Raw genomic sequence first — 23834 nt, forward strand, 5'->3', positions numbered from 1 at the left:
AGGACGCCCAGCCCTCTACGACAACGCTATCGACACCGACTACACCCACTCAATCGGCATTCAAAAAGGCCAAATCTAACCCCCGCGACACGCCGAGCCAGACACACATTTTGACCCTTAACCCGGCACTCGCGCACTCGGGCCCCCAAAAACCAAAAAACAACGCACCCCAGGCGAACCCAGAGTGCGTTGTTTTTAATTGGCGGTAGCGGCGGGATTTGAACCCGCGGAGGTTTTACCCTCACTCGCTTTCGAGGCGAGTACCTTCGGCCGCTCGGACACGCTACCGCAAACCAGAGTAACGGTTCTTGCCCGAGCAACCAAATCAAGGCGGGGACTAGTCGTTCAGTTTGTCCTCGACCTTGGCGGCTACCTCGTTTGCCTTGTCCTTGACGGAGTCGGCAGCCTCGTTGACCTTATCCTTTGCATCGCCAATGAGCTGGTTGGCCTTGCCTTCGTTCTCGAGGGACTTGTCGTCGGAAAGCTTGCCAGCTGCTTCCTTAGCGGTGCCCTTCAGCTTGTCTGCTGCTCCTTCAAAAGCCATGTGATTGCTCCTTTTCGTTTCGTTCTTAAGCTAACGGTTCCCCATCGTAGCCACTTTGGCAGGGCGGCACTGTAACGATTCGGTTAAGTATTAGCGCAGGTCCCGGAAAAATTCGGCGAGCAGTTCCGCGTTTTCGGGTTCCATGATCCCGCCGCGGACTTGGATTTGGTGGAGGTGGTGAGGGTCGCGGAGGGCGTCAAGCAGGGAGCCAACGGCGCCGGTTTTGGGCTCGAAGGCGCCGAAGATGAGCGAGTCGATGCGGGCGCCGAGCAGGGCCCCGGCACACATGGTGCAGGGTTCCAAGGTGACGACGAGCTCGCAACCGTCAAGGCGCCAGGTCCCGAGGGTGCGCGCGGCGTCCCGGATCGCTTCGACTTCAGCGTGGGCGGTGGGGTCTTGGCGTTGTTCGCGCCGGTTGACGCCGCGGCCGATCACCTCGCCGCCAGCGTCGAAGACGAGGGCGCCGACGGGCACGTCGCCGGGCGGGGTCGTTGCCGCGAGGTCGAGCGCTTGTTGCATGCGGGCGGTGGCGCGCCGCTGCCAGCTTGAGCAGGCCACCGTTACCGCAGTGCTTCGTGAAGTTCGTCGGCGAAGCCGAGGGCGTCGGCGATGTCGTCGATGAGGTCGGCGGGTTCTTCGTCGGCGTCGAGGAGCAGGCTGAGGCGTTCTTCGGTGAGGCCGAGGTCGGCGAGGATGTCGAAGTCGCCGTCGGCCCAGCTGTCGGTGTCGTCGAGGTCGATGTCGGGGATGTCGCAGCCGGCTTCTTCGAGGGCGTCGGCGGCGTAGTCGTCGTCGACGGCGATGGGGGCGTCGCTAAGGAGGATGCGTGCCCTGTTTGGGCCTGGGCGCAGCACCACAACGTACTCATTTTCGACGTTGAGCAGCGCAAACGCCGGGCCTTCGCTGCGGAGGCGGCGTACTGCGGCGATGGTGTCTTCCAGCGAGTCGAAGCTGTCGTTGTAGCGGTGCACGGACCATGCGCCGTCGTGCTGGGCGACTGTCACTGCGTACCCGTCTGGAAATTCCTGTGCCATGTCTCACGACATTAGCCTGCACGCAGTGAATTTGTCACTAGAATGTGAAACCGTGACTGCCTCATTCCTACATTCTTCGCGCCACCTGCCTCCCGTCTGCATTGTTGGGCTGGGGTTGATCGGTGGCTCCATCATTCGCGACCTCACCGCGGCCGGCCACGATGCGTTCGGCTACACGCACTCGAATGCGGGCACGAGGGCTGCGCAAAAAGATGGTTTCGACGTCACCAACGACCTCGAGGCCGCACTGCAGAAGGCAGAGGCGCAGCAGGCCCTGATCGTGATCGCGGTACCGATGGATGCGGTGGCGACCGTCCTGGACGCCATCGCGGAGCACGCCCCGAGCTGCGGCATTACAGACGTGGTCAGCGTGAAGCAGCCGGTGTACGACCTCGTGCTGGAGCGCGGTCTCGAGGAGCGCTACGTCGGCGGGCACCCGATGGCGGGCACCGAGTTTTCGGGCTGGTCGGCGTCCCATGAGGGGCTGTTCCAGCGCGCGGCGTGGGTGGTGACGTATGACTACGCGGAGAGCGTCGACAAGGTGCCGCAGACGTGGGCGAGCCTGTTCGCGGACGTGTGCAGCCTGGTGGCGGTAACGGGCGCTGAGGCGGTGCCGGTGTCGGTGAAGCGCCACGACGAGGCCGTGGCCCGCGTGTCCCACCTGCCGCATGTGATCGCGGAGGCCCTGTCGGTGGTTGGAGATCGCGGGGGCACGTTGGCGCAGTCGTTGGCAGCGGGCTCGTTTAAGGGCGCGACGCGCGTCGCTGGCACGGACCCTTCGCTGGTGCGCAACATGTGCGAGACCAACGCCGAGAGCCTGGTGCACATCATCGACGAGTTCACCGAACTTCTTGCCGACGCCCGCTCCGCCCTCGCAAGCGACTCTCCTTCCATGAAGCGTCTCGCCGAGAACGGCCACCGGGCCCATACCCGGATGTTGGCGCGTTCGGGTGCGCGGCGTGAGTCGGTGTCGCCGGTGAAGATTTCTTCGCGTCCTGTGATGCGCCTGCACCCGGGTGCGCCGGGGTGGGTGAAGCAGCTGCGCCAGATCGAGTCGTTGGGCGGGCGCGTCGAGGTGTTCTAACTCGCGTTTGCTGGGTACGGCAAAGGCCCGAGGGGATCACTCCCTTCGGGCCTTTCCTATGCGCTGCGTACGCGCCTTATGCGCCTTATGCGTCGCGGCGACGTCCCATGAAGACGTACGCGCCGCCGATCAGGAACAGCACGATGCCGAGCGTGATCACGCCGGACATCGGGGTACCGGTATCGGCGAGGTCCCCGCTGCGGGTCGACGTGGTCGTCGAGGAGGACTTGCTGGAGCTGCGCTTGCTGGTGCTCTTCGCCGTGGAGCGCGTGCCAGCGGTGCTGCGGGACGTTGCGCTGGTGGTGCGGCCGGTGGACACGGTGCCGGAGCTCTTCGAGTTGGAGAACGTCGAGGTCGACTTGGTCGAGGTGGTCGTCGACTTCGAACCTGCAGCGCCTGCGCCGGCACCCGCGAGGGCGCCGAACGCGCCGAGCAGCGGCTTGACTTCCTTGAACACCTCAAGGATCTCCTGCGGCTTGGACATCGTGCTCGTTGCGCGAGTGTCCTTGGCCAGGGTGATTTCCTTGAGCAGGTCGTCCTTCTTGATCTGGACGGACTTGTTCTTGAACCCTTCCGGCACCTCTGCCAGACAGACGATGAAGCCCTTGTTGTTGAGTTCTGCGGGCAGGGTCGTCGACATGTAGCCGTCGGCGTCGGTCGAGCCGTCGAGCTCCAGGTTGTCCAGGCTCGGCACGATCAGGCGTGCGCCCTCAACTGGCTTCTTATCGCTACCGCTGCCTGCGTAGATCTCGACGTCGAGCGTGCGTGGCTCCGCGGCCTCTTCTTTCTTAGTGGTCGTGGTCTGAGTCGTTGTCGTTGCAGGCGTCGACGTCTCCTGCGTCGTTGGCTCGGTAGGCTTCGGCGTCTCCGTCACCGTGGACTCAGCGGCTTCCGCGTTTTCCGCAGGCTTGTCCGACTTCTCGGACGGCGTCTCCTTCTCCGTGTCAGCGTGCTTGATGGCGGTGAATCCGAACTTCTTGTCGGTGCCGAGCACCTCGCTGAGCGTGTCGTCGCCGTCCTGGGAGAACGTGGCCACGAGCTCGTCGCCAGGGCCGATCTTGAGCTGCGTCGGCTTGAACTCGACAGTGTTGCCGTCCTTGTCACCCGCAACGAAGACGTCGGTGTCCTTGGTCACCGCGTAGGCGACCTCGCCGAGGCGCTCGATGCCCTCAGCCTTCACGCCGTGGGCAACCTTCAGCGTGGTCACGCTGAGCTTGTCGGTATCGGTGTTCAGGGTCCACAGTGCCGGCTTGCCGTCGAGGGTCTCGGCATATGCGTGCAGGTATTCGCCCTTCGGGTCGGTCTTCTTCGAAGCTGTGCCCCACGCACCCGGTGCCTTGAAGTCCTTTGGCTTGCTGAAGGTATCCATCGTCACCTTGTGCTCAGTGAACACTGGGGTGGTGGTTGCGCTCAGCTTGTCCAGGTCGATGGCGTAGTAGGTGTCGCCGTCCTTCGAGAGTTCCTCCGACACGATCAGGCGGCCATGAGAGGTGATGGTCGCCGTAGTGATGTCGGTCGGAAGAGCGCCGTGCTCGGCGCGTGCAGCCCCAAGGTCCTCGACGAGGCCCGTCGCTGGGTCGATCTTCAGCAGGTGGTGCTCCTGCGGCGCGGTCGAGAGGGCATAGACGCTGCCGTCGCTCGGGTGCCCCGCGACCGCCGTGTACTTCCACGCACCGGATTCGAGCTCTACACCGCTCGTGCCGGTGCCCGGCTTATCGCTTGTCGACGCCCCCTTCGCCTTCGCTGGCGTCGTCGCCAATGCTGGCGCACCCGCAACCGACGGAGCGACACTCACGGTTGGGGTGGCGCTGGCGCTCGGCGTCACGCTGGAGGAGGCGCTGCTCGAAGGGGCGGTTGCTGTCGTGGTGACTGACGCCTGGGTGGGCGTCGCGGTCGTGGTGTCAGCGTTCGCTGCAACTGGGACGAGTGTGAATGTCCCGGCGAGCGCAGACGCCATCGCTAGGCGGCCGTAGTAGCCGGCGGTCTTCGAATTCTTCATTGTTCCCTCTCGTGTAGGTTGCGGGGCTGCAAACCCAATAATCCACTATTCAATGTACAAAACGCACTGGTACTTCTCAAGCAGCAACCCGCCACCATTTTTCGTGGTGGCGGGTTGCTTTTCGGTGTTGTCCTACGGCTTAGGCAGCTTTCTCTTTACTGCCCGTATTGCCTCCCTTGCTGGAACCGTCGACTCCGGCTTCGCAGGCCGCGTAGGCCAGGCCAACCGCAATGGCACCAACGGCGACCAGGATGACAGCCAGCACTCCCGGACCGGCGGCCGGGTGCAGCTGCTCAAGCTGACGGCTGATCTGGTTCATCCAAGCCGGGCGCTCGATCGCGAGCTGTGGCATCGCCTGGTTAAACTGCTTGACCACGGCGTTGAACTGGTCTTCGTAGATGACCAGGCTGCCCGCCATCGCGCCGACCAGCAGGCCGAGCGGGATGAGGTACATCGCCGGGTTAGAGGCCGAGGAGGTCTCCGTGATGCAGCGCCCAAGGGAGCTGCCTTCCTTCGGTGCCTCCACCTTCACGAACGGGATGTCAATGTTCGTCGTCCCCTCAGTGGTGACCTCAAACAGCTTGGTGGTGATCTTCCCACCCTTCGCTGCCTGCTCAGTGGAGATTCCGTACTTGCCACCGAGCTTCATGGTGTCGTCGGATGGGTTGGTGACGCGCAGCTTGTACTTGCCTGGCGTGACCTTTCCGTAGGCGAACTTACCGTTGCCGTCGACAGTTGCGCTCAAGGAGGTCTTGTTGTCCTCCGAGATGAGCTCCACCTTCGCCCCAGCCAACACGCCAGCTGGCAGCCCGCTGAGCTGGCCGGCAATGTTGCCGAGGAGCGGCTTGCCTTCGGAAACAATCACGTGCGCGTTGCCCCACGAGTTCTTGTTCGGGGACACCGTCAGGATTGATGGTGGGTCCTCCTCGAAGATGCCGCTTTCTTCCTTGATGCCTGGGCTACGCCGCGGCTGGTCGAGGTCCGCCTTGACCAATGCCTTGTTGTGGTGACGGGTGCCTGGCTTCAGCGGAGGCAGCACCGCGGAGAGGAAGACACGCTCACCTGGAAGAAGGGTCCGGTTCCAGTCGCTCGGCAGGTCGATTTCCATCGGCTTGCAGTCTTCGGAGTCGGATTCCGTCTTGTCTTCGTTCCACTCACACACCTGGTCCGTCAGGGTGACGTTGTACATCGGTGCGGAGCCACGGTTCATGATCTCGTACGTGAAGTACATGTCTTCGTCCACGTCGAGAGACACCGGCTTATCCTTATTGACGCCGAATCGCGCGTTGACCTTCTTCTCAACAGAGGCCGAACCAATGCGCGCCACAGCGTTATTAGGTGTCGACGCCACCATTTGGCCCTTGCTGTTCTTGCCGTGTACAGCCGCGATGTTATTGACGACGGACATGTCCTTCTGTGGAGGCATGACCGCGGAGAAGAACACGTGCTCACCCGGCGCCAACGCACCCTTGAAGTCCTTCGGCTTTACAACCTTGGCATCGCCGAGGAACGGGTCGTCGAGGGTGATGTCCGTGATGACTTCGTCGGTTTCGTTGGTGATCAGGAAGCCGTACACCAGGTCCCAGTCCTCGGGGAGGATCGGTGCGCTGTCCAAGTCGTCGGCGTCGTAACCGCGGATGCGCTTGCTCAGCTTGAGCTGCTTCTCCGTGAGGTGGACGCTCGGGATGGCGGCGTCCTTGCCAGGCTTCACCGGGACGTACATCGGGTCAACGTTTTGGATCCCCTGCGGGGTGAAGACCTCGATGGTGGTCGTACCCGGCAGCGCCTTGTCGAAGACGAACTTACCGTCCTTATCCGTGGAGACCTGCGTGGTCTTACCGCGCGAGTCGGTTGCGGTAACGATGACGCCTTCGATCGGCTTGCCGGTGCCGTCATCAATGACACCTTCCACGTTGCTTCGAGGAGCCTTTACGGTAACGAACCCAAGCTCAACCGCCTTATCCTCAGTGACCGTAACCTTCTTCGGCCATCCCTCCGGCTTTGGCCAGCCTTCTGGAACGTCAATGTCGATCGTGTAGTCACCTGGCTCGAGACGATCCGTGGTGAAGTAGCCGTCCTTACCGATCTTCACGGCTGGCAGTGTCTCGATAGGCTTGCCGTTTTCGTCCAAACGCGGCGTGCCGTCCTTGTGCTTGGCGGTACCAGTAATGCGCATGGTGCCGCCCTTGATCGAGTAGTTGCCGTCGTCGAGCAACCAACCGCTAATCGTGCCTGCTGCAGCGCCCGGCTTCGGGTTTGGCGTCGGCTTGCGGTTAAGGTAAATGCTCACGTCGTCATTGGTCCTACCAGCGGAAACCACGACTCGTTCATAGCGAGGCGCGTTGTAACCATTCGGCGCATCCACCTGGATGACATACTCGCCCGGCTCCAGACCGGTCGCGGTAAAGATGCCGCTAGCGTTCGTCGTGACCTGCGTCGAACCGCCACCAAGACGAAGGATATTCACCTTCGCACCGGAAATTGGGTCCACAGGCTTGCCCTCGTTCAGGCCAAGCACGCTGCCCTGCAACGCACCCGTAGTAGGTGTGGTCTCCACAGGAAGCTTCTCCAGCGTGATGTCCTGAGCGTAGTTATCGGTACCCGTCTCAATGACCACGGAAATAGCTGCTGGCTCGCGGTAGCCTTCAGGCTGCGCGATCTTCAGCTGGTAGTCACCAGATGGGATGCCGTCTCGGCGGAACGTACCGTCTGCGTTAATCGCAACCGGGTAGCGGCCAGCCGCGCCGACGAGCACCAGGCCCGTCTGCGGCAACGGGGCACCCGTCGACTTGTCGTAGACACCGCCGATGAAGCTACCGGTCTCGGCCTTCTCGGCACTCTTCTTCAGCGTGATTGTCGGAACCACGCGTTCCTTGCCAGCGTCGATCCTTACTGGGATGTTCTCCACGGGCTCGTAGCCAACTGGCTGCGTTACCGTAAGGCTGTACGACCCAGCTGGGATGGTGGCGTCGTCAAACGTGCCGTCCTCGGCGACGCTGACGTCGATAGTCTTGCCCTTACCAGTGGTTGGTTCGAGCGAGATGCCCACATTCGCAACTGGGTTGCCGGCTTCGTCCTCAACCTTGCCCTTGATGGTGCCCTTCGTAGGCTTCGCCTCAAGATCGATGTTCAGCGCGGTTTCCTCGGCAGGGTTAACCGTGGCCTTCAGATCACGAACCGGGAGGAACTTCTCCGGCTGCGCAACATCGACCGTGTACTCGCCCACTGGGACCTTCGTGAAGGAGAACGTGCCGTCTTCCGCGGACACAGCATCAATAGGCTGCTGGCCGGGACGGTGCAGCTTGACCCTGACGTTGCCAACAGGCTCGCCGTTTTCGTCACGGACTGTACCTGCGACCTCACCGATCTCCGCGATGAACTTGATCAGTCCGAGGTCAGCTTCCTTGGCTGGGTCCACCGTCAACGCCGGGACGCTCACGCGCTTGTAGTTCTCCGGGGACGTCACCTCAACCTTGTAGGTGTCCGCGGGAAGTTCTGGCACGACAATTTTTCCTTCATCGTTCCAAGTCAGATCAATGGGGTCGCCGGAGTGTGGGACCAGGCGGATCTCGGCGCCTTCGACGGATTTGTTATTCGAGAACTCGACCAGGCCCTTCAGGCTGCCTGGCTTGCGCTGCAGAATCACCTGCACCGGGTTCGTACCCTGGCCGAGCACAATCTCAAAGCTTTCGCTCTCGCCCGCAAGGTGGGTGCCAGTTTCCTCGACCTTCACCGTGTAGGTGCCAGGCTCCATCTTGTCGAACGCGAAGCCGCCGTCCTGATCGGTGGACTGAGTCCTGATCGCCTTGCCGTCCTGGATCAGCTGAGCCTCGACGCCTTCGATGGCATTGCCGCCGTCGTCGAGCACGGAACCGTTGAGGCGCTTGAGGTCGCGGGTAACCTCAATGATCACGCCGTTGCGGGTTTCGCCTGGCTGCAGTTCGGTGACCGTCAGGTTGTTACCGGTGTATTCGCTCGAGGGCTGGACCTCGAAGGACGAGTTGCCTTCACTGAGGCCCTCGACACCGAATGTGCCGTCCTCACCTGACGTGACAACTTCCTCCGTGCCATTGCTCTTCACGTGAATCGTTGCGCCTGCAACTGGATTGCCGTTTTCGTCGACGACGGTACCGTTGACCGTGGCCTTCCTGTTTTCCACGAAGACAAAGGTGGGATCGGTTTCAGCTCCTGGCAGGAGCACGACACCCGACTTGGAACCACCCTTATGGCGCTCCGTTGGCTCCACCTCGACCGTGTATGTGCCTGGGCGCAGACCGTCGAACGTGTACATACCTTTATCGTCGCCGGTAGCCGTGGTGACCTTACCGTTCGCGTCAATGGCCTTGATGACCGGTTTCTTAATCTCGCGCTGCTTTACGACGTCGCGGACTACAACCTGCATGGAAACGTCTTTGCGACGCAGCTCAATCGTGCGGTCGATTGCGTCCGCTGCATTCACCTGGAACTCAATGGGGGCAGCCTCGTCATATACAGCGGACCCTTCGACAGACACCTTGTAGGTACCGACTGGGACGCTTTCAAAGACGGCCTTGCCATCCGCAATGGTTGCGCCCCTATTAATCGGCGTCTTATCGAGGTCAAACTGCCTCCCCTCGAGCTTCACGCTGACACCACTTACCGGCTGGCCATCATCGTCAGTGACGTTAATGGTGACGGTGCCCGCGGCGCGGGTAACAGTGAACGAAGTCCTTGCAGTTTGTGCCCAATTCACCGTCACCGGCCCCACCGCGTAGCCGTGGTTGTCGCTCGCCTCAACCTTGACGGTGTAATCGCCGGCGGGAAGGTCTCCAGAGGTGTAGACGCCAGCGGGGCCTTCACTCCACCTGGTGTCGACCCCGGCGATGTTCAGCTTCGCGCCACTGACTAGCTCTCCGGCCTCGTTGCGGACAGTCGCCACGATTGGCGCCCGGTTTTCCTTCAGATCGAAATTGACCTTCGCAGTCTGCCCGGCCTTCACCGTGACAGACTTCGTCGTGTCGAAGAAACGGTTGTTACCAGGGTTCTTCACGGTAACTTCGTACTCGCCCGGGAACAGCTTCGCCTTGCTTGTGCTTGCGAACGAGAAGTTGCCATCGAGACCAACACCGACAGTACCGGTGTACCCGCTGTTGCTGCCCTTGCCTTTCACGTCCACTGAAACGCCGCCTGCAGCAAGTTTCCCGTCAATAGTGACGGTGCCTTCAATGCGGGAGGTAGCACGGCTCACCGTGATATCGTCCAGCGTTTGTGCCTGCGCCGGCTTCAGAGCAGTAATCGCCTTCGAAGCTCCCGCATAGGAACGATCGGCAGCATCATCAACAGTTACCAGGTCAGTACCGGCTGCCACCCTATCGAGCGTGTAATAGCCGGCACTGTTCGTGCGCGTCGTCTCAAGGCCTGCACGGACCAGCGCATTTGCTACGGGTTCGTTGTTATCGTAAACGACTCGACCGGTAATCCGGCCTGGATTCTTCCGCAGACTCACCTCACGGACAGGCATATTGGTCCGGGAATCAATATTGACAGTCCGAGGAGCATCCTCAAACGTGTACATGTCACCCAAGTCGCCCTTTGGAGAGGTCAGCGTGAGGTAGTAGTTACCTGGGTACAGCACCTGCTCAACGTAGCCGGGACCTTCAGTGATACCAGCACGAGGTTGCGCATCCTTCACCCTGTGGTTCGGGTCTGGAGTGACTGCCCACTTGATGCCTGGGACACCCGTGCCGTCAGAAAGGAACTGGAGACGAAGGTTCCGCGTCTTAAACCTTGGCTGCAAAGGATCCGTGAACTCGTACACAGTGCTGCTGTCGGTGCTATTCCCCGGAACAGTGTCCGTCAGCTCCTCGGTGTAGTCAGTCCCAGCGACTTTCACCTGAACCCGCGCCGTCGGCTTCACACCGTTGACAATGAACTGGCCGCGGCCGTCTGTTTCATCGGTCTTGCCATTGACAGTGACATCAACGCCAACAATTGGCTTACCAAACTCATCTTTCACCTCGCCCTTGTACGTGGCGAGGGAATCTGAAACCACAGCCTGAACTGTCTTGTAGTCGCCGGGGAAGACGGATGCGACTCCGTTACCAACGTTCTTGCCGTTTTGATCGATGAGCTTAACCGAGATCTCGCCCGGCTGAACGACTCCGAGGTCGTAGAACTTGCTACCGTCGTAACGCCTTTCCTCCGTACGACCGTTGTATGTCACGCGGATCTTGCCACCGTCGAAGTTCTCGTTGCCCGGGACGACGACCTCCACCCGCGCGTGAGCTTGCTTCAGCGTCGGGCTGAAGGAGATGCCGTCAACCTCACGATTGTTGACGTCTACATACCGCGAGACAGTATTGATGTAGTCACCGGAGAGCTCAAAACGGTAACGTCCGTTATCCAGCCCCACTACCTGGTACCACGAATCGGTTACTGGCGCCTCGTTCACCTGGCGATTGTACCGGTCATACACCTTCACCGTCAGGCTTTGCGCAACATTGTAGGAGCCAATAGAAGGCAGGAATACTCTGCCGTTCACTTCCTTGCGCTGAAGGTAGACGACGACATCGTTAGAATTTTTGCCCGGGATGGTAAACCGCTGCGGTGCCGACGGGAAGTACTCCCCCGAACCGCCGTAGCGAACTTCGTAATCGCCGTAATCCCCTGTGAGGTGCGCGGCAGTCCAGCCCCCATGCCAATAGGTGAACTCATTGCTTGACCCAAGGTCGGTGCGCTTAAACAGGAAATTACCGCCGGTGTTTTTCAGCGGTTTTCCAAGGCGGTTTTGAGGGTGGATCGTCACCTTTCCCTGAAGCACATCAAGCTCAATTTTCAGGTCGGCCTGCTTGCCGGCCTCAACCGTTACGGTTCCATTGAGCGCCTGGGTCTTGTCATTGAGGTACGCCTCCCATTTGTAGGTACCAGGATCAAGGTTTTCACTCCTAAATGATCCGTCATAATTGACGCCCACCTGTTTGTTATCGATCTTCAGCGAGACGTCGGACTTCTTGTAGTTACCCGGGACGCTGACGTTACCGCTTACCCAACCCTGTTGGGGCTTGCCGTCCTCGTGGCTATACCCCTTCAAAGGACCTGTGCCGAACTTGTTGAACGTCTCAACATCGAGCCCCTGCTCAGGCACAACTTCAAGCCACTCCAGGTGGCCCTGAAGGTAGCACGGCGCCGAAGCCGGGCACTGCGACGAAAGATCCAGCTGGTACGAGGTGCCGTTGTTCACAATGGAGAGATCAAACAAGCCCCAATCGCGTACCTGATTTTCAGTGCCCCGCATTTGCCGGACACGCACCTTACCGAGCGACGGAAGTGGACCCTTGCCGGTCCACTTCGGCGTAATGGTATAAATGCCGTAGTAAGGCAGGGGTGCATTGGAGTTTGGGTGAGCGTACCTCCACTGAACCCTTCGTACGGTTTCTTTCCTCTTAGTGTTCGGGTTCTCTTCCGAACTGACGGGCTTCGACTGAACAAAATCCGGATTCTTCTTCAGGTCCTCATCTGCCGCAGCTGATGGCAGCGCCACCTCGGCGGCGTGGTCGCTCACGGCGGGGACAGCCATCCCACCGAGCGCCAGAGAGAAAGCGGTCGCCGTAGCAACAGCCGCTTTGCGAATACTGGAAAACAGCCCACGTCCGGACCTACCGTTTCCGGTCATTATTGTCTCCTGATTCGTAAGTTATTGAGAGAAATTCGAAGCAGAGGAGCAAGCGCACAGACTTCTCCTAAGTAATCTGTACAAATATACGTCGTTTACCACTGCCGACTCAACCTAAGAGCTACATATACGCAGCGAAAGAAACACAAAGCCCATCGTCGCGACCCCCTACCTATCGACACCCTCTCCGACCTGCACTTTTAGACCAAATCACACGAACACACCACCAGAACCTTGCAAAACCCTGAGAATGGCAGATCCCAGCGATTCCCCAGGCCGCAATCGCCGAGGGCCGAGTGACAAAAGACGCAATTCAAAAACCGCGCCCAACATATGCGCAGGTTACCAAAGGGCTAGCCACTAGGGGGTGCGTCCTTTGTCACTGGCGCAACAAATAGGAAAGCAGAAACCCCAGCCCACACGCTGTGGGTTGGGGTTGTATTTGGTGCGCCCGGAGGGATTCGAACCCCCAACCTTCTGATCCGTAGTCAGATGCTCTATCCGTTGAGCCACGGGCGCGGTGTTTCGCTGCTTTGTAAGCAACGAAAGAGACTCTACACCGAAACGACGAGTGCAGCAAAACGCCTGTTAGATGCCCAGAACTGCCTTCGCGATGAAGAAGTAGATAATCAAGCCGGTCGCATCGCAGAACGTGGAGATGAAGGGATTGGAGAACACGGCAGGGTCGGCGCCGATGGTCTTGGCGATGATCGGCATGACGCCGCCCACGGTCGCGGCCATCGTGCACACCAGCAGCAGCGTCAGCCCAATGACGATACCGACCGACTGGCCGAACACCAGCCCTGCCAGCACAAAGCCCAACGTGCCGAGCACCGCGCCGAGCAGCATACCCACCCGCATCTCACGCCACGCGACCTTGGCCACGTCGCGGTTGCGGACGTCGTTGAGCGCCAGCGCTCGGGTCACAGTGGTGGCGGCTTGGTTGCCAGTGTTGCCGCCGGTGCCCGTCAGCAGCGGGATAAATAAGGACAGCACCACGGCCTTCTCCAGCGTGTCCTCGAAGATGCCGAGCACCTGCACAGTCAGGATCGCGGAGACCGCGAGCACCAGCAGCCACACGATGCGGCTCTTGACCAAGGCTTGCACGGGAGTGGAGAGGTACGGGCGTTTCAGGGACTCGGACGCACCGAGGCGGGCGGTGTCCTCGCTGTCTGCTTCCTCGACGATGTCATGGGCCTCGTCGTAGGTGAAGATGCCCACCAAGTGGTGGTCATTATCGACGACCGGCAATGCCAGCAGGTTCGACGACAGGAACCAGCGGGCGGTGTCCTCGGCGCCGTCGGCGGCGTAGGCGTACTGCGCTTCCCGCATGACTTCGGAAACGGGCTGGTTGGCGCGGGATTGGAAGAGGCGTCGTAAAGAAACGATGCCTACGAGCGTGCGCTGCGCATCGGTGACGGGGACGGTGTAGATCGTCTCCAGGTTGTCGACGTTCTCACGCAAATTATCGACGACCTCTTTGACCGTCATCTGCGGCGTGACCAGGGGAACCTCCGGCGACATCGCGCGGCCGACCGTCCCCTTCTCGTATCCGAGGACAACGTTGGTGACGCGCTGGTCGTCCTCGTCGAGCTCGTGCATGAGGCGGGCCGCAACCTCGGGTGGCAGCTCGTCGAGGAGTGCCACGCGGTCCTCGGCGCCGAGGGCGTCGAAGAAGCCGACGACGGCCTCGTCGCCAAGCGCGGCGACCATATCAGCCTGGTGGGCCGGGTCCAGCACGTCGAAAACTATCGCGGAACGTTCCGGCGACAGCAGACGCAGGATCTTCGCACCGTTCGTGACGTCGGTGCGCTCAATCATCGCGATGATGTCCTTGAGGCGGACGTGCTTCAGCTGTTCTTGGAGTTCCGTCAGCCCTTCAATTTCAGGGTCGTGATCCTCCAGCCGACGCTCGAGCTCGTAGAGCTGCTCGGGGTCATTAATCTTCATCTCCGCGTCCTTTCACCTCACCGCCACCGGCCAAGTCAAGCATTGCAAGCGTAGCCGCACCTACCCCCGAAGGTGGAATGGCACACCCCACAAAAACTCTATTAGCTGCACGTTTTGCCTATTCCAAAGTTTGCGGGCGCGGGCGCGGGGGTAGAAATGTTAGATTTTACTGAACAGAAACGATACCTCTCTGTGACATACCTGTGCTGCAGGTCCAGTACAGCGTTTCAGCTCTTGAGCAAAGGACAAGTTTATGGCATACAGCACGCGCTCAAAGCGCATCTCTATCGCCGCCGGTGCGCTTTCGATCGCGCTGGTCGCCCCATTCGTCAGCGTCTCGACGTCCGACCTCCCCGCAGCCCACGCACAGACAGTGGCGACGCAGGCCTCCGACTTCGACACGCCTGAAGAGGTCAACTTCTGGGACACTGATTCGGTCCAACTCAAAGACCTCGCCCTGAACCCGGGCGACAAGGTAGAGACCTACTACAGCTGGACGACGGTCGGCACGTACCGCTGGAAGGTCACCGCCGACGAGCTGGGCGTCCTGACCGTGGGACGCCCGAGCGACGGCTTGGCGTTCAGCAGCAAGGTCGGAAAGACCGTCGAGATCCCGGTCAAGGTCACCCCAATCGCCGGCGATCCATACGAGGCGACGCTGAAGATCGCCGTCAAGGACGAGAAGCCAGCCGAGGAAACCACCACGTCCGAGTCTTCCGAACCGGAAGCGCCAGCGGACCCTTCCGCGGCGCCATCTGAGCCTTCCGAGGCACCGTCTGAGCCTTCCGCGGCACCGTCTGAGTCCTCCGAGCCGGAGGCACCAGCCGAGTCGGAGGGGCCGTCGACAAGCGAGAAGGCCCCAGCCCCTGAGGCGCCGAAGCTCGACTTCGACAAGACCTACGAGGCCGAAAACTTCTGGAACAAAGAAACCGTCGCCGTGCCGGACGCCAAGCTCCAGCCCGGCGACAAAATCGCGTCGACCTACTGGGACAGCACCACACGCTGGCCGGTGGAAGTTGACGCGGAGGGCAACGTCACCATCGGCAAGCCGTGGAACAAGATCACCTTCAACAACGCCATCAAGGCAGGCAGCGCAGATATCCCTGTCACCATCACGCCGAAGGAAGGCGAGCCCTACTCCGGCACCCTGAAGGTCAAGCTCACCGACACCATGCCTCCCGCAGAGTGGGAAGGCGACCTGCCGGACTTCAGCAAGATCTACTCTGTCGACTTCGAGAAGCAGCGCGTGAAGCCGGTCCCAGGCCTGACCCTGCCGACGAACGTGACGATTGAGCGCAGCGGCGCGAAGTACCCACTCTGGTCCTTCACCAACGTCAACGGCGAAGTCCAGGTCAACGCACCCGCCACCTTCACCCCAGGCGTGTTCGACCTGCCAGTCAAAATTAGCGACGGCACCTCCACCGTCGAACGCACCATCCGCATCAACGCCACCAACCCGCAGACCACCGGTGGGGAAATCGCGAAGGGCATCGGCGGCGTTCTCGGCCCGATCCTGGGCGGCCTGATCGGCGGCGGCACCGGCGGCCTCGGGGGTACCCTCGGCAACCTGCTCGGCGGGCTGCTCGGTGGTGGCTCCGGCGGCTCCGGCGGCTCTGGGGATGGCAAAGGCGGCTCGGGTGGTGGGCTACTCGGCAACCTCAAGGGCATGCTCGATGGCCTGATCAAGATTGAGAACGGCGCGTTCCGCTTCGAAAACAACGGCAATAACAACGGCAACAACAACGGCCAAGTCACCGTCACCAACAACGCGAACCCGACCGTCAACATCTCCGACAACGGGTCCAACAACGGCAACCCGCAGGTCAGCGTCGTCGTCACCGACAACGCCAAAGTCAACGACAGCGGCAACAACAACGGCAACCCGAACGTTGTGGTCACGGGCAACGCCAACCCGACCGTGAACATCTCGGATAACGGGTCTAACAACGGCAACCCCAACGTCGTGGTGACCAACAACGCGAACCCGACCGTCAACGTCTCCGACAACGCGAACAACAACGGCAGCCCAGACGTAAAGATCTCGGACAACGCCAAGGCCACCGTCGTGGTGACCAACAACGCGAACCCGACCGTCAACGTCTCGGACAACGGCAACAACAACGGCAACCCCGTGATCACCAACAACGCCAACCCGAACGTACAGGGGCTCCCACTCAGCTCCGGCGGCGGCTCCTCGAAGCGTGGCCAGCAGGGCGGCGAAGGCCAGGGCAAGAGCGGTTCCTCAAAGGGCGACGGCGGTTCCTCGAACCTGAACGCACGCGTCGGCACCGAGGGCGGCAGCTCCGACCCACGCTGCATCGCCACGCTCGTCGGGCTCGGAATCCCGCTTCTGGCTATCGTCCCGGTCGTACTGTCGAGCCAGCTCGGTATCAACGTTCCGGGCGTCGATAAGAACGCGATCGACCGCACCATCCGCGACACCGCACGCTCCCTCAACATGGACGCGAGCACGCTGACCGCGGTCGGCGGTGGCCTGGTCGGCGTCGTGGTGACCCTGCTGGCGATCGCCGGCCTCCGCAGCTGCGTCCCGAGCGTCAAAGACGTCGACATCACCGTCGGCAGCTCCGGCAACCAGGGCCAGCAGCCGACCAGCTCGGTGACCACCACCGCGCCAGTCGTCCCCACCACCCCCGCGAAGTAAGGGCGCCGGGCGCTACTCGAACACAGTTCGGTTCGAGATGCGCCCCAACCCCTCAACCTCAATCGTGACGACGTCCCCGTCGCCCACGTAACGCTTCGGGTCACGCGCATGCCCAACCCCGCCCGGCGTACCAGTCAGGATGGTGTCGCCGGGGTTCAGCGGGTAAATGTGCGAAATGTACTCAATCAAAAACTCCGGCGTGAACACCAGGTCAGACGTCGAATCGTGCTGCACCACCTCGCCGTTGAGGCGCGTCGTCAGCTGCCCCGCCCCGCTCCACTCGTCGCGAGTGGTCAGCCACGGCCCGAACCCCGCCGACTTCTCCAAGGACTTACCCTGGTGCCACTGCAGGGTGGCGTACTGGTAGTCCCGCATCGTGTAATCGTTCGCCACCGCGTAGCCCGCAATGTGGTCAGCCGCGTCGGCCTCGGCCACCCTGCGCGCCCTCTTCCCGATCACCACCGCCAATTCCCCCTCCCAGTCCAGGGCACCCGTGGCCCACTCGGGAACGTGCACATCGTCATAGGGGCCGGTCAGCGCATCGGCGAACTTGATGAACAACGTCGGCACCTTCGGCAGCTCACGGCCCATTTCCTGAATGTGGTTCGCGTAGTTCATCCCAACGCAAATGACCTTGCCCGGCCGCGCCACAACAGGCGCCAGGTCCTCGTCCCGGAAGGTAACCTGCTCCCCTTCCACCGCGGCGAGCTCCTGCCAGTTTTCTTGGGCGAGGAGTTCCCCGACATCCTGAAAACCGAGGGTCACTGCAGTCGTTTCCCCGGTGCGTCGCGCGGCGGCTGTGCCCCCATCGGGGAGGCGAAGTGTCATCAGTTGCATAGTGCGATTCCTTTCGGTGCGTGCGTAGGCATGACGCTACCGTCGCAGGCATGTGTGCGCACCAGATTCGCTGATGGGCTGGGAGAAAATGCGGTACCCCAGCCGATTGAGTGACAAAAGACGCAAAGCGATAAATAGCGCCTGACATACGTGCAGGTCACAAAAGGGCTAGCGAATTAGAGGTGCGTCCTTTGTCACTGCCGACAAATAGGCAAATAGGAAAGCAGAAACCCCAGCTCACACGCGGTGGACTGGGGTTTGATCTGGTGCGCCCGGAGGGATTCGAACCCCCAACCTTCTGATCCGTAGTCAGATGCTCTATCCGTTGAGCCACGGGCGCGTGGCGGAGACGACAGGATTTGAACCTGCGGCCCTCCGCAAAGAGGGCAACTCCTTAGCAGGGAGCCCCATTCGGCCACTCTGGCACGTCTCCAGACCTTCGCCCATAGTACACGCACCACGAACGGGGAACAAAACGAAGGCCCCTCACCAACCGGTGAGGGGCCTTCTTGTGCGGAGACGAGGGGATTTGAACCCCTGGAGGTGTGACCCTCGCTGGTTTTCAAGACCAGTGCATTCGGCCGCTCTGCCACGTCTCCAATGTTGCGTGATTCTACAGCACCCCCTTGCCGAACGCGAAAATTCAGTACGCTGGCCCGGTATGAGCAGTATGAGCACACAGAACACTATGCAGGCCATCGTCCAGACTGATACCTCGGACCCGCGTGCCCTCGAACTGACTACCGTTCCCCTCCCGGAGCTGAAGGAGGGTGAGGTGCTGCTGAAGGTGCACGCCGCGGGTGTGAATCGCGGGGACCTGATGCAGGCGAAGGGGATGTACCCGCCGCCGAAGGGTGAGTCGGAGATTATGGGGTTGGAGTGCGCAGGCACCGTCGCTGATCCGGGCACGACCGGCCGCCAGCCGGGCGAGGAGGTCGGCTGCCTGCTGGCCGGTGGTGGCTACGCCGAGTACGTGGCGGTGCCGGAGGGCCAGCTGACGCCTAAGCCGAATAACCTCACCCTCACGGAAACCGCCGGCATTGTGGAGGCGGCCGCCACGGTGTGGTCGAATCTGGGGATGGTCGCCGGGCTGCAGGCCGGGGACAAGGTGCTCATCCACGGGGGTGCGGGCGGCATCGGCTCCTTCGCGATCCAGCTGTGCAAAGCCATAGGCTGCGAAGTCGCCGTGACGGCGGGGAGCGCCGAGAAGCTCGAGTACTGCAAGACGCTCGGCGCGGACAGGCTCATCAATTACAAGGAGCAGCGCTTCGAGGAGGAGCTCGCCGGCTGGGCGGACATCATCCTGGACGTCATGGGCGGCTCCTATCTGGAAGCCAACATCAAGACGCTGGCGGTGGATGGGAGGCTCGTCGTCATTGGGCTACAAGGTGGACCGAAGGGCACGCTCAGTCTGGGTCGCATGCTCACACGCCGCCAATCGGTCCACGCGACAACGCTGCGCGCCCGCCCACGCCCCATGAAGGCAGCCATCGTGGCAAGCACGGTGGAGCACGTGTGGCCACTCATTGAAGCAGGCCGCATCAGGCCCAACGTCTCCCGGACCTTCCCCCTTATCGACGCCCGCTGCGCCCACACCTACCTCAACTCCGGCGAACACACCGGCAAGGTCGTCCTGGAGATCGAAACCGTTTAGGCCAGGGAGGCCACGGTGCGGATCAGCTGCTCGATGTCCACTTCCGTATTAAAAGGACCAAGCCCGACGGCGACCGCGCCACCCATCTCGGCGACGCCCATGTCCTGGAGGAGCGGGGTGGTCGGGGCGGGCGTCGATACGATGCCGTTGGCGAAGAGCCGCTGGTGCACCGTCTCCGCCGGCACGCCGTGCACCCCGAATACCAGGCGCGGGGTGTGCTCCAGGTGGGCACCCTCGGCGGCCTCGCCGGAGACACCCACAATATGCACCGACGGCAGGGTACCCAGGAAGGTGTGCAGGTCGTCGCGCAGGCCGCGCATGTAGCGCTGCGTCAACCCCATCGAGAACTCCAGGCGGTTGCGGCGCGTCTTGCGGCGACCCGGCTCCTCCACCAAGCGCGCGTAGTGGTCGACGATCGCGGACACCCCGCCGGCCAGGCCCGTCGATACGTCGAGCTGCAACGCCGACATATCCAGCCTGCCGAACATCGCCTCATCCCGGAACACCAGCGCCGCCACCTGCGGCCCGCCGAGCTCCGCGACGTCAATACCCAAAATGTCCGCGCCGAAACTATCGAAATCCATTAGGTAATACGGCGCGTACGCCGAAACGTCCGCCAGCACCCACGCCCGGGAACGCTCCCGCACCGTGTCCGCAATATCCGCCACGCGGACCACAGACCCCAGCACCTCATGCGCCGCAGGGACCGCCACCAGGCGCGTCGAACCGTCCACCAGCTCACCAAACTGCCAGGCAGGCACATCACCAGTTGCCAAATCGGTCTGCGCCCAACGCAACTGCGCATCCCCCACACAACGCGCCAACGCATCCGTCAACACCGGGCGGTCCGCATTACACACCACCACCGACGAACGATGCCGAAACAGCGGACGCATCGCCAACACCAACGCCGAATACAACACCGGAAGCGACGGCCCCAACACCACACGCTCAGGCGAAACGTTGCACAGGTCGGCGATGGCGGAGCGGGCGTCGAAAAGAAAACTTTGCCCCTCGGGCACACCGACAGTCGGGCGAGCATGCGAACCGACCCGCGGCTCCGGGCGCGCCACCGCCGTCGACATACGGAACGACCGCGCAACCGCCGCCGAAACCCGCTCCGGGATCTGCGGACAATCATGCGCATTCATGTAGGTCCAGCCGTCAGAAAGAGAGGTGTACAGCCCACGCACACTAGCAACGTCATACGACTGCAACGACACCACGACCTCCTCCAGGCAACACTTCCAATCATTATGCACTCCCAAACACCGCAGCGCACGCCACCCACAGCACCCTGCCGAAACACCGCCAACCGCCCGTGCAAGCTAGGGTATGAACCGTGCACAATACAAACCAGCTCCGAAACGACGTCGCAAGGATGACCTCCGAGCCACACCACGACGACGCTCCGAAATCACAGTCGAAAACGCTGAAGCTGGCATTCCGCGACCTCATCCGCGGATGGGGCCAGCACGAACTCTGGCTCCAACTCGGCTGGCAGGACATCAAACAGCGCTACCGACGCTCCACCCTCGGCCCGCTCTGGATCACCATCGCGACCGGCGTCATGGCGCTCGCCCTCGGCCTCCTCTACTCCATGCTGTTCCAAATCAGCGTGCGCGACTTCCTCCCCCACGTCACCGTCGGCTTCATCATCTGGGGATTCATCTCCGGCTGCATCAAAGACGGCGCCGAAGTCTTCATCGAAAACGAAGGCCTCATCAAGCAGCTGCCGTCGGCCCTGTCCGTCCACGTGTACCGCCTCGTATGGCGCCAACTCCTCTTCCTCGCGCACAACCTGGTCATCTGGGTCATCCTGGTCCTCGCGTTCCGCATCGACCTCGGCTGGCAAGTCCTCCTCGCCATCCCAGCGATGGCACTCCTCGTGGTCAACGGCGTGTGGGTGACCATGCTCTTCGGCATCATCGCCACCCGATTCCGCGACGTCGCCCCGCTCCTAGAAGCGCTCGTGCAGCTACTGTTCTACGTCACCCCGATCGTCTGGACCACCCACACGCTCAAGGTGCAAGGGGGCGACGTCGCCAAGCGAGCCATGCTCGCCGAAATCAACCCCCTCTACCACTACCTCGAGATCGTCCGCGCCCCCATGATCGGCCAGGAACTCGCCGGCTACCACTGGATCATCGTCGGCGTCTGCACCATCATCGGCCTGCTGCTCGCCCTGCTCGCCATGCGCCAAATGCGCTTCCGCGTGCCGTACTGGGTCTAAGGAGAAGAAGTCACACATGGTTTCCATCGATACCTACAACGCCTGCGTCGACTTCCCAATTTTCGACGCCAAATCCCGCTCACTCAAAAAAGCAGTCATGTCCTCCGCCGGAGGCAAAATCGGCAAAAATGCCTCCAACACCGTGGTCGTCGAAGCACTCAAAGACATCAACCTCCACCTGCGCGAAGGCGACCGCGTGGGCCTCGTCGGCCACAACGGCGCCGGCAAATCCACCCTGCTACGTTTGCTCTCCGGCATCTACGAACCAACCCGCGGCGTCGCCGACGTCCGCGGCCGCGTCGCCCCCGTCTTCGACCTCGGCGTCGGCATGGACCCCGAAATCTCCGGCTACGAAAACATCATCATCCGCGGCCTCTTCCTCGGCCAGACCCGCAAACAGATGAAAGCCAAAATGGACGAAATCGCCGAATTCTCCGAACTCGGCGACTACCTCTCCATGCCACTACGCACCTACTCCACCGGCATGCGCGTCCGCCTAGCCCTGGGCGTGGTCACCTCCATCGAACCCGAAATCCTGCTCCTCGACGAAGGCATCGGCGCCGTCGACTCCGCCTTCATGGCCAAAGCCCGCGTGAGGTTAGCGGAACTCGTCGAACGCTCCGGCATCCTCGTCTTCGCCTCCCACTCCAACGACTTCCTGGCGCAGTTGTGCAACACCGCCCTATGGGTGGACAAAGGCGAAATCAGGAAAGCCGGCCTGGTCTCCGAAGTCGTCGGTGCCTACGAAGGCCCCGAAGCCGGCCAGTACGTCGACGACCTGGTCAAGCGGTTCCAGGCGGAGTAGGCGCCGGGCTGGTCTCCCTCCGTCCGCTCCGAAAAAGTTCCCGCGCCCGGGAATCATTTTGGGTTTTGGGGTGGTTCCGTTCGACCGACACTTGCATTTCCCCAGGTGGCGACACACGTCCACGAAGAAAGGTCCCGGTTTTCAAAATCCGTTGGGAACTTTTTCAGCCTGCGCAGCGCCCCGGCCTTCGCGCATCAGCTTTTCGATCAGGTCAAGGCACTCAAACATCGTGGCCGCCGAACACCGCGCCGGTGTCCAACCCTGCGCAATCATCTTCAGGGTGATCGAGGAGTCCTTATTGCGCTGTTGGTAATCGGAATGGTGCGCCCCGTCGTACATGACGGCAATCTTCAACTCGGGAATGGCAAGGTCAAACACAGTAACAAGCTGGCCACCGACCCTCAGCGGCACTTGTTCTTCTACTGTGCAGCCATGCCGGTCGGCCAGGGCGGCAACCAGCAGGCGCATTTCAGTCTCTTTTGGCGAGTCTGCCAATGCGCTGCTGTGCAGCAACACCTTGTGCAGCCATGCGGCATCGATTTTGTGCCTGGCTGCCTTGGCGATGCTACTGGGGGTGATGTCCCAGAAACGGCGCACGCAGTCCACTAGTTGGATGCCTCGGATCTCTTCGGGGGCCAACCCTTCTACAGTGATGGTGTTCCACCGGTGTTCACCGCGTTTGACCTGGACAAGCGCCTGGATTACGGCGGTAAGTGGTGTGACTGCTTGCAGTGATACACCCCGGTGGGTGACGGTCCATATTGCAAGTAAGGTCCGCGACCTGCGGATTGTTGGGCGGCAGGGGCCGCCGAGGCTGGTGTGACCGGAGGTGGTCACCAGGGTGGTGTCGGCGCCTTCGACGAGATACGGCAACCCGTAGAGCGCGAGCGCCGAGAATCCGGCGATGATGCAGCCACGTTGTTCTACTGCGTGTGCGATTGCACGCACTGCTGCCGGGGCGTGATAACTGAGGTTTCTGGGATGATAGCGAGCGTTGTTTTGGACTTGCCATGGTTGTAGGCAGTGCTCGGTACGCAGGTAGCGGCGCAGACTGACCTGGTGGTACGAGCGATCAGGTGTTCGCTGCTTTTGGTGGATCAGGGGCGTGTCGAGGTCGATGGTCATGCCGTTGTAGAGAGTGTTCATACCGTTTAGACGTAACAACGGCGTGTTCGGCTCCCTCGGTCCTGTTATTTTTCGACGCCCACAGCCCCGCCCGCCGCCCGCCGAGAAAGTTCCCCACGTTTTTTGAAAACCGGGACCTTTCTTGGTGGACATGTGTCGCCACCTGGGGAAATGTAAGCTCCGGTCGACCAGAACCGGCCTCAGACCCAAAATGGTCCCCGGCTCGGGAACTATTTCGAGGAGACTGCGAAGACCC

Annotated in this window: 14 protein-coding genes and 5 tRNA genes; 5 read left to right on the top strand and 14 right to left on the bottom strand. The window is 61.5% G+C overall.

The features are described from left to right. Positions 1-200: 200 nt before the first annotated feature. From BJP08_RS01670 to BJP08_RS01685, 4 genes are all read right to left on the bottom strand, one after another. Positions 201-288: transfer RNA gene (locus tag BJP08_RS01670), tRNA-Ser, on the bottom strand. 49 nt (positions 289-337) lie between these two features. Continuing rightward, complete coding sequence (locus BJP08_RS01675) at positions 338-544, bottom strand: CsbD family protein (RefSeq protein WP_070363288.1); 207 nt, start codon at positions 542-544, stop codon at positions 338-340. A gap of 90 nt (positions 545-634) precedes the next feature. After that, positions 635-1063, bottom strand: a complete 429-nt coding sequence (locus BJP08_RS01680) for a nucleoside deaminase (RefSeq protein WP_071567969.1) — start codon at positions 1061-1063, stop codon at positions 635-637. Positions 1064-1104: 41 nt separating this feature from the next. Next, positions 1105-1578 (bottom strand): tRNA adenosine deaminase-associated protein, encoded by a 474-nt coding sequence (locus tag BJP08_RS01685; RefSeq protein WP_070975138.1) that lies wholly within the window; start codon positions 1576-1578, stop codon positions 1105-1107. Positions 1579-1630: 52 nt separating this feature from the next. Between BJP08_RS01685 and BJP08_RS01690 the strand changes: the two genes are divergently transcribed. Further along, a complete protein-coding gene (locus BJP08_RS01690) occupies positions 1631-2662 on the top strand; it encodes a prephenate dehydrogenase (RefSeq protein WP_255364726.1) in 1032 nt (343 codons plus the stop codon). A gap of 85 nt (positions 2663-2747) precedes the next feature. On the opposite strand, the gene BJP08_RS01695 is transcribed toward BJP08_RS01690, so the two are convergent. The 4 genes from BJP08_RS01695 to mgtE all read right to left on the bottom strand — a co-directional run bounded on the left by BJP08_RS01695 (position 2748) and on the right by mgtE (position 14262). Continuing rightward, the gene (locus BJP08_RS01695) at positions 2748-4661 is read right to left on the bottom strand and encodes a hypothetical protein (RefSeq protein ID WP_071567970.1); all 1914 of its coding nucleotides are present in this window, start codon (positions 4659-4661) and stop codon (positions 2748-2750) included. Between the two features lie 139 nt (positions 4662-4800). Continuing rightward, complete coding sequence (locus tag BJP08_RS01700) at positions 4801-12312, bottom strand: carboxypeptidase regulatory-like domain-containing protein (RefSeq protein ID WP_071567971.1); 7512 nt, start codon at positions 12310-12312, stop codon at positions 4801-4803. A gap of 443 nt (positions 12313-12755) precedes the next feature. After that, positions 12756-12831: transfer RNA gene (locus BJP08_RS01705), tRNA-Arg, on the bottom strand. Positions 12832-12900: 69 nt separating this feature from the next. Next, entirely contained in the window at positions 12901-14262 is a 1362-nt protein-coding gene (gene mgtE, locus BJP08_RS01710) for a magnesium transporter (protein ID WP_071567972.1), read from the bottom strand. A gap of 253 nt (positions 14263-14515) precedes the next feature. Between mgtE and BJP08_RS01715 the strand changes: the two genes are divergently transcribed. Further along, complete coding sequence (locus BJP08_RS01715) at positions 14516-16924, top strand: hypothetical protein (protein WP_071567973.1); 2409 nt, start codon at positions 14516-14518, stop codon at positions 16922-16924. Positions 16925-16936: 12 nt separating this feature from the next. Here the strand turns inward: BJP08_RS01715 and BJP08_RS01720 are convergent, their stop codons facing one another. From BJP08_RS01720 to BJP08_RS01735, 4 genes are all read right to left on the bottom strand, one after another. Further along, positions 16937-17761 (bottom strand): fumarylacetoacetate hydrolase family protein, encoded by an 825-nt coding sequence (locus BJP08_RS01720; RefSeq protein WP_071567974.1) that lies wholly within the window; start codon positions 17759-17761, stop codon positions 16937-16939. A 264-nt stretch (positions 17762-18025) separates the two neighbouring features. Further along, a tRNA-Arg gene (locus BJP08_RS01725) sits at positions 18026-18101 on the bottom strand. A gap of 1 nt (position 18102) precedes the next feature. Next, positions 18103-18194, bottom strand: a tRNA-Ser gene (locus BJP08_RS01730). Between the two features lie 81 nt (positions 18195-18275). Continuing rightward, a tRNA-Ser gene (locus tag BJP08_RS01735) sits at positions 18276-18360 on the bottom strand. 62 nt (positions 18361-18422) lie between these two features. On the opposite strand from BJP08_RS01735, the gene BJP08_RS01740 reads away from it, so the two are divergent. Further along, a complete protein-coding gene (locus BJP08_RS01740) occupies positions 18423-19415 on the top strand; it encodes an NAD(P)H-quinone oxidoreductase (RefSeq protein ID WP_083428345.1) in 993 nt (330 codons plus the stop codon). Here BJP08_RS01740 and BJP08_RS01745 read toward each other — a convergent pair. Next, positions 19412-20638, bottom strand: coding sequence for an aminotransferase class V-fold PLP-dependent enzyme (locus tag BJP08_RS01745; RefSeq protein WP_255364728.1), 1227 nt, complete (start codon positions 20636-20638; stop codon positions 19412-19414). The two genes, BJP08_RS01740 and BJP08_RS01745, sit on opposite strands and share 4 nt — an antisense overlap. 158 nt (positions 20639-20796) lie before the next feature. Here BJP08_RS01745 and BJP08_RS01750 point away from each other — a divergent pair, with 158 nt between their 5' ends. Next, positions 20797-21648 (top strand): ABC transporter permease, encoded by an 852-nt coding sequence (locus BJP08_RS01750; protein ID WP_083428360.1) that lies wholly within the window; start codon positions 20797-20799, stop codon positions 21646-21648. Between the two features lie 16 nt (positions 21649-21664). Beyond that, the gene (locus BJP08_RS01755; RefSeq protein ID WP_071567977.1) at positions 21665-22453 is read left to right on the top strand and encodes an ABC transporter ATP-binding protein; all 789 of its coding nucleotides are present in this window, start codon (positions 21665-21667) and stop codon (positions 22451-22453) included. A 141-nt stretch (positions 22454-22594) separates the two neighbouring features. Here BJP08_RS01755 and BJP08_RS01760 read toward each other — a convergent pair whose 3' ends face one another. Further along, complete coding sequence (locus tag BJP08_RS01760) at positions 22595-23731, bottom strand: hypothetical protein (RefSeq protein ID WP_143109981.1); 1137 nt, start codon at positions 23729-23731, stop codon at positions 22595-22597. Positions 23732-23834 lie beyond the last annotated feature (103 nt).

It is taken from the genome of Corynebacterium sp. NML140438 (genome assembly GCF_001875725.1).
GTDB lineage: Bacteria > Actinomycetota > Actinomycetes > Mycobacteriales > Mycobacteriaceae > Corynebacterium.

What these genes read in the sequence shown, in the direction of transcription:
- BJP08_RS01675 (WP_070363288.1), bottom strand. Translation starts at nt 544, where the DNA reads ATGGCTTTTGAAGGAGCAGCAGACAAGCTGAAGGGCACCGCTAAGGAA.
- BJP08_RS01680 (WP_071567969.1), bottom strand. Translation starts at nt 1,063, where the DNA reads ATGCAACAAGCGCTCGACCTCGCGGCAACGACCCCGCCCGGCGACGTG.
- BJP08_RS01685 (WP_070975138.1), bottom strand. Translation starts at nt 1,578, where the DNA reads ATGGCACAGGAATTTCCAGACGGGTACGCAGTGACAGTCGCCCAGCAC.
- BJP08_RS01695 (WP_071567970.1), bottom strand. Translation starts at nt 4,661, where the DNA reads ATGAAGAATTCGAAGACCGCCGGCTACTACGGCCGCCTAGCGATGGCG.
- BJP08_RS01700 (WP_071567971.1), bottom strand. Translation starts at nt 12,312, where the DNA reads ATGACCGGAAACGGTAGGTCCGGACGTGGGCTGTTTTCCAGTATTCGC.
- mgtE (WP_071567972.1), bottom strand. Translation starts at nt 14,262, where the DNA reads ATGAAGATTAATGACCCCGAGCAGCTCTACGAGCTCGAGCGTCGGCTG.
- BJP08_RS01715 (WP_071567973.1), top strand. Translation starts at nt 14,516, where the DNA reads ATGGCATACAGCACGCGCTCAAAGCGCATCTCTATCGCCGCCGGTGCG.
- BJP08_RS01720 (WP_071567974.1), bottom strand. Translation starts at nt 17,761, where the DNA reads ATGCAACTGATGACACTTCGCCTCCCCGATGGGGGCACAGCCGCCGCG.
- BJP08_RS01740 (WP_083428345.1), top strand. Translation starts at nt 18,423, where the DNA reads ATGAGCAGTATGAGCACACAGAACACTATGCAGGCCATCGTCCAGACT.
- BJP08_RS01750 (WP_083428360.1), top strand. Translation starts at nt 20,797, where the DNA reads ATGACCTCCGAGCCACACCACGACGACGCTCCGAAATCACAGTCGAAA.
- BJP08_RS01755 (WP_071567977.1), top strand. Translation starts at nt 21,665, where the DNA reads ATGGTTTCCATCGATACCTACAACGCCTGCGTCGACTTCCCAATTTTC.
- BJP08_RS01760 (WP_143109981.1), bottom strand. Translation starts at nt 23,731, where the DNA reads ATGTCCACCAAGAAAGGTCCCGGTTTTCAAAAAACGTGGGGAACTTTC.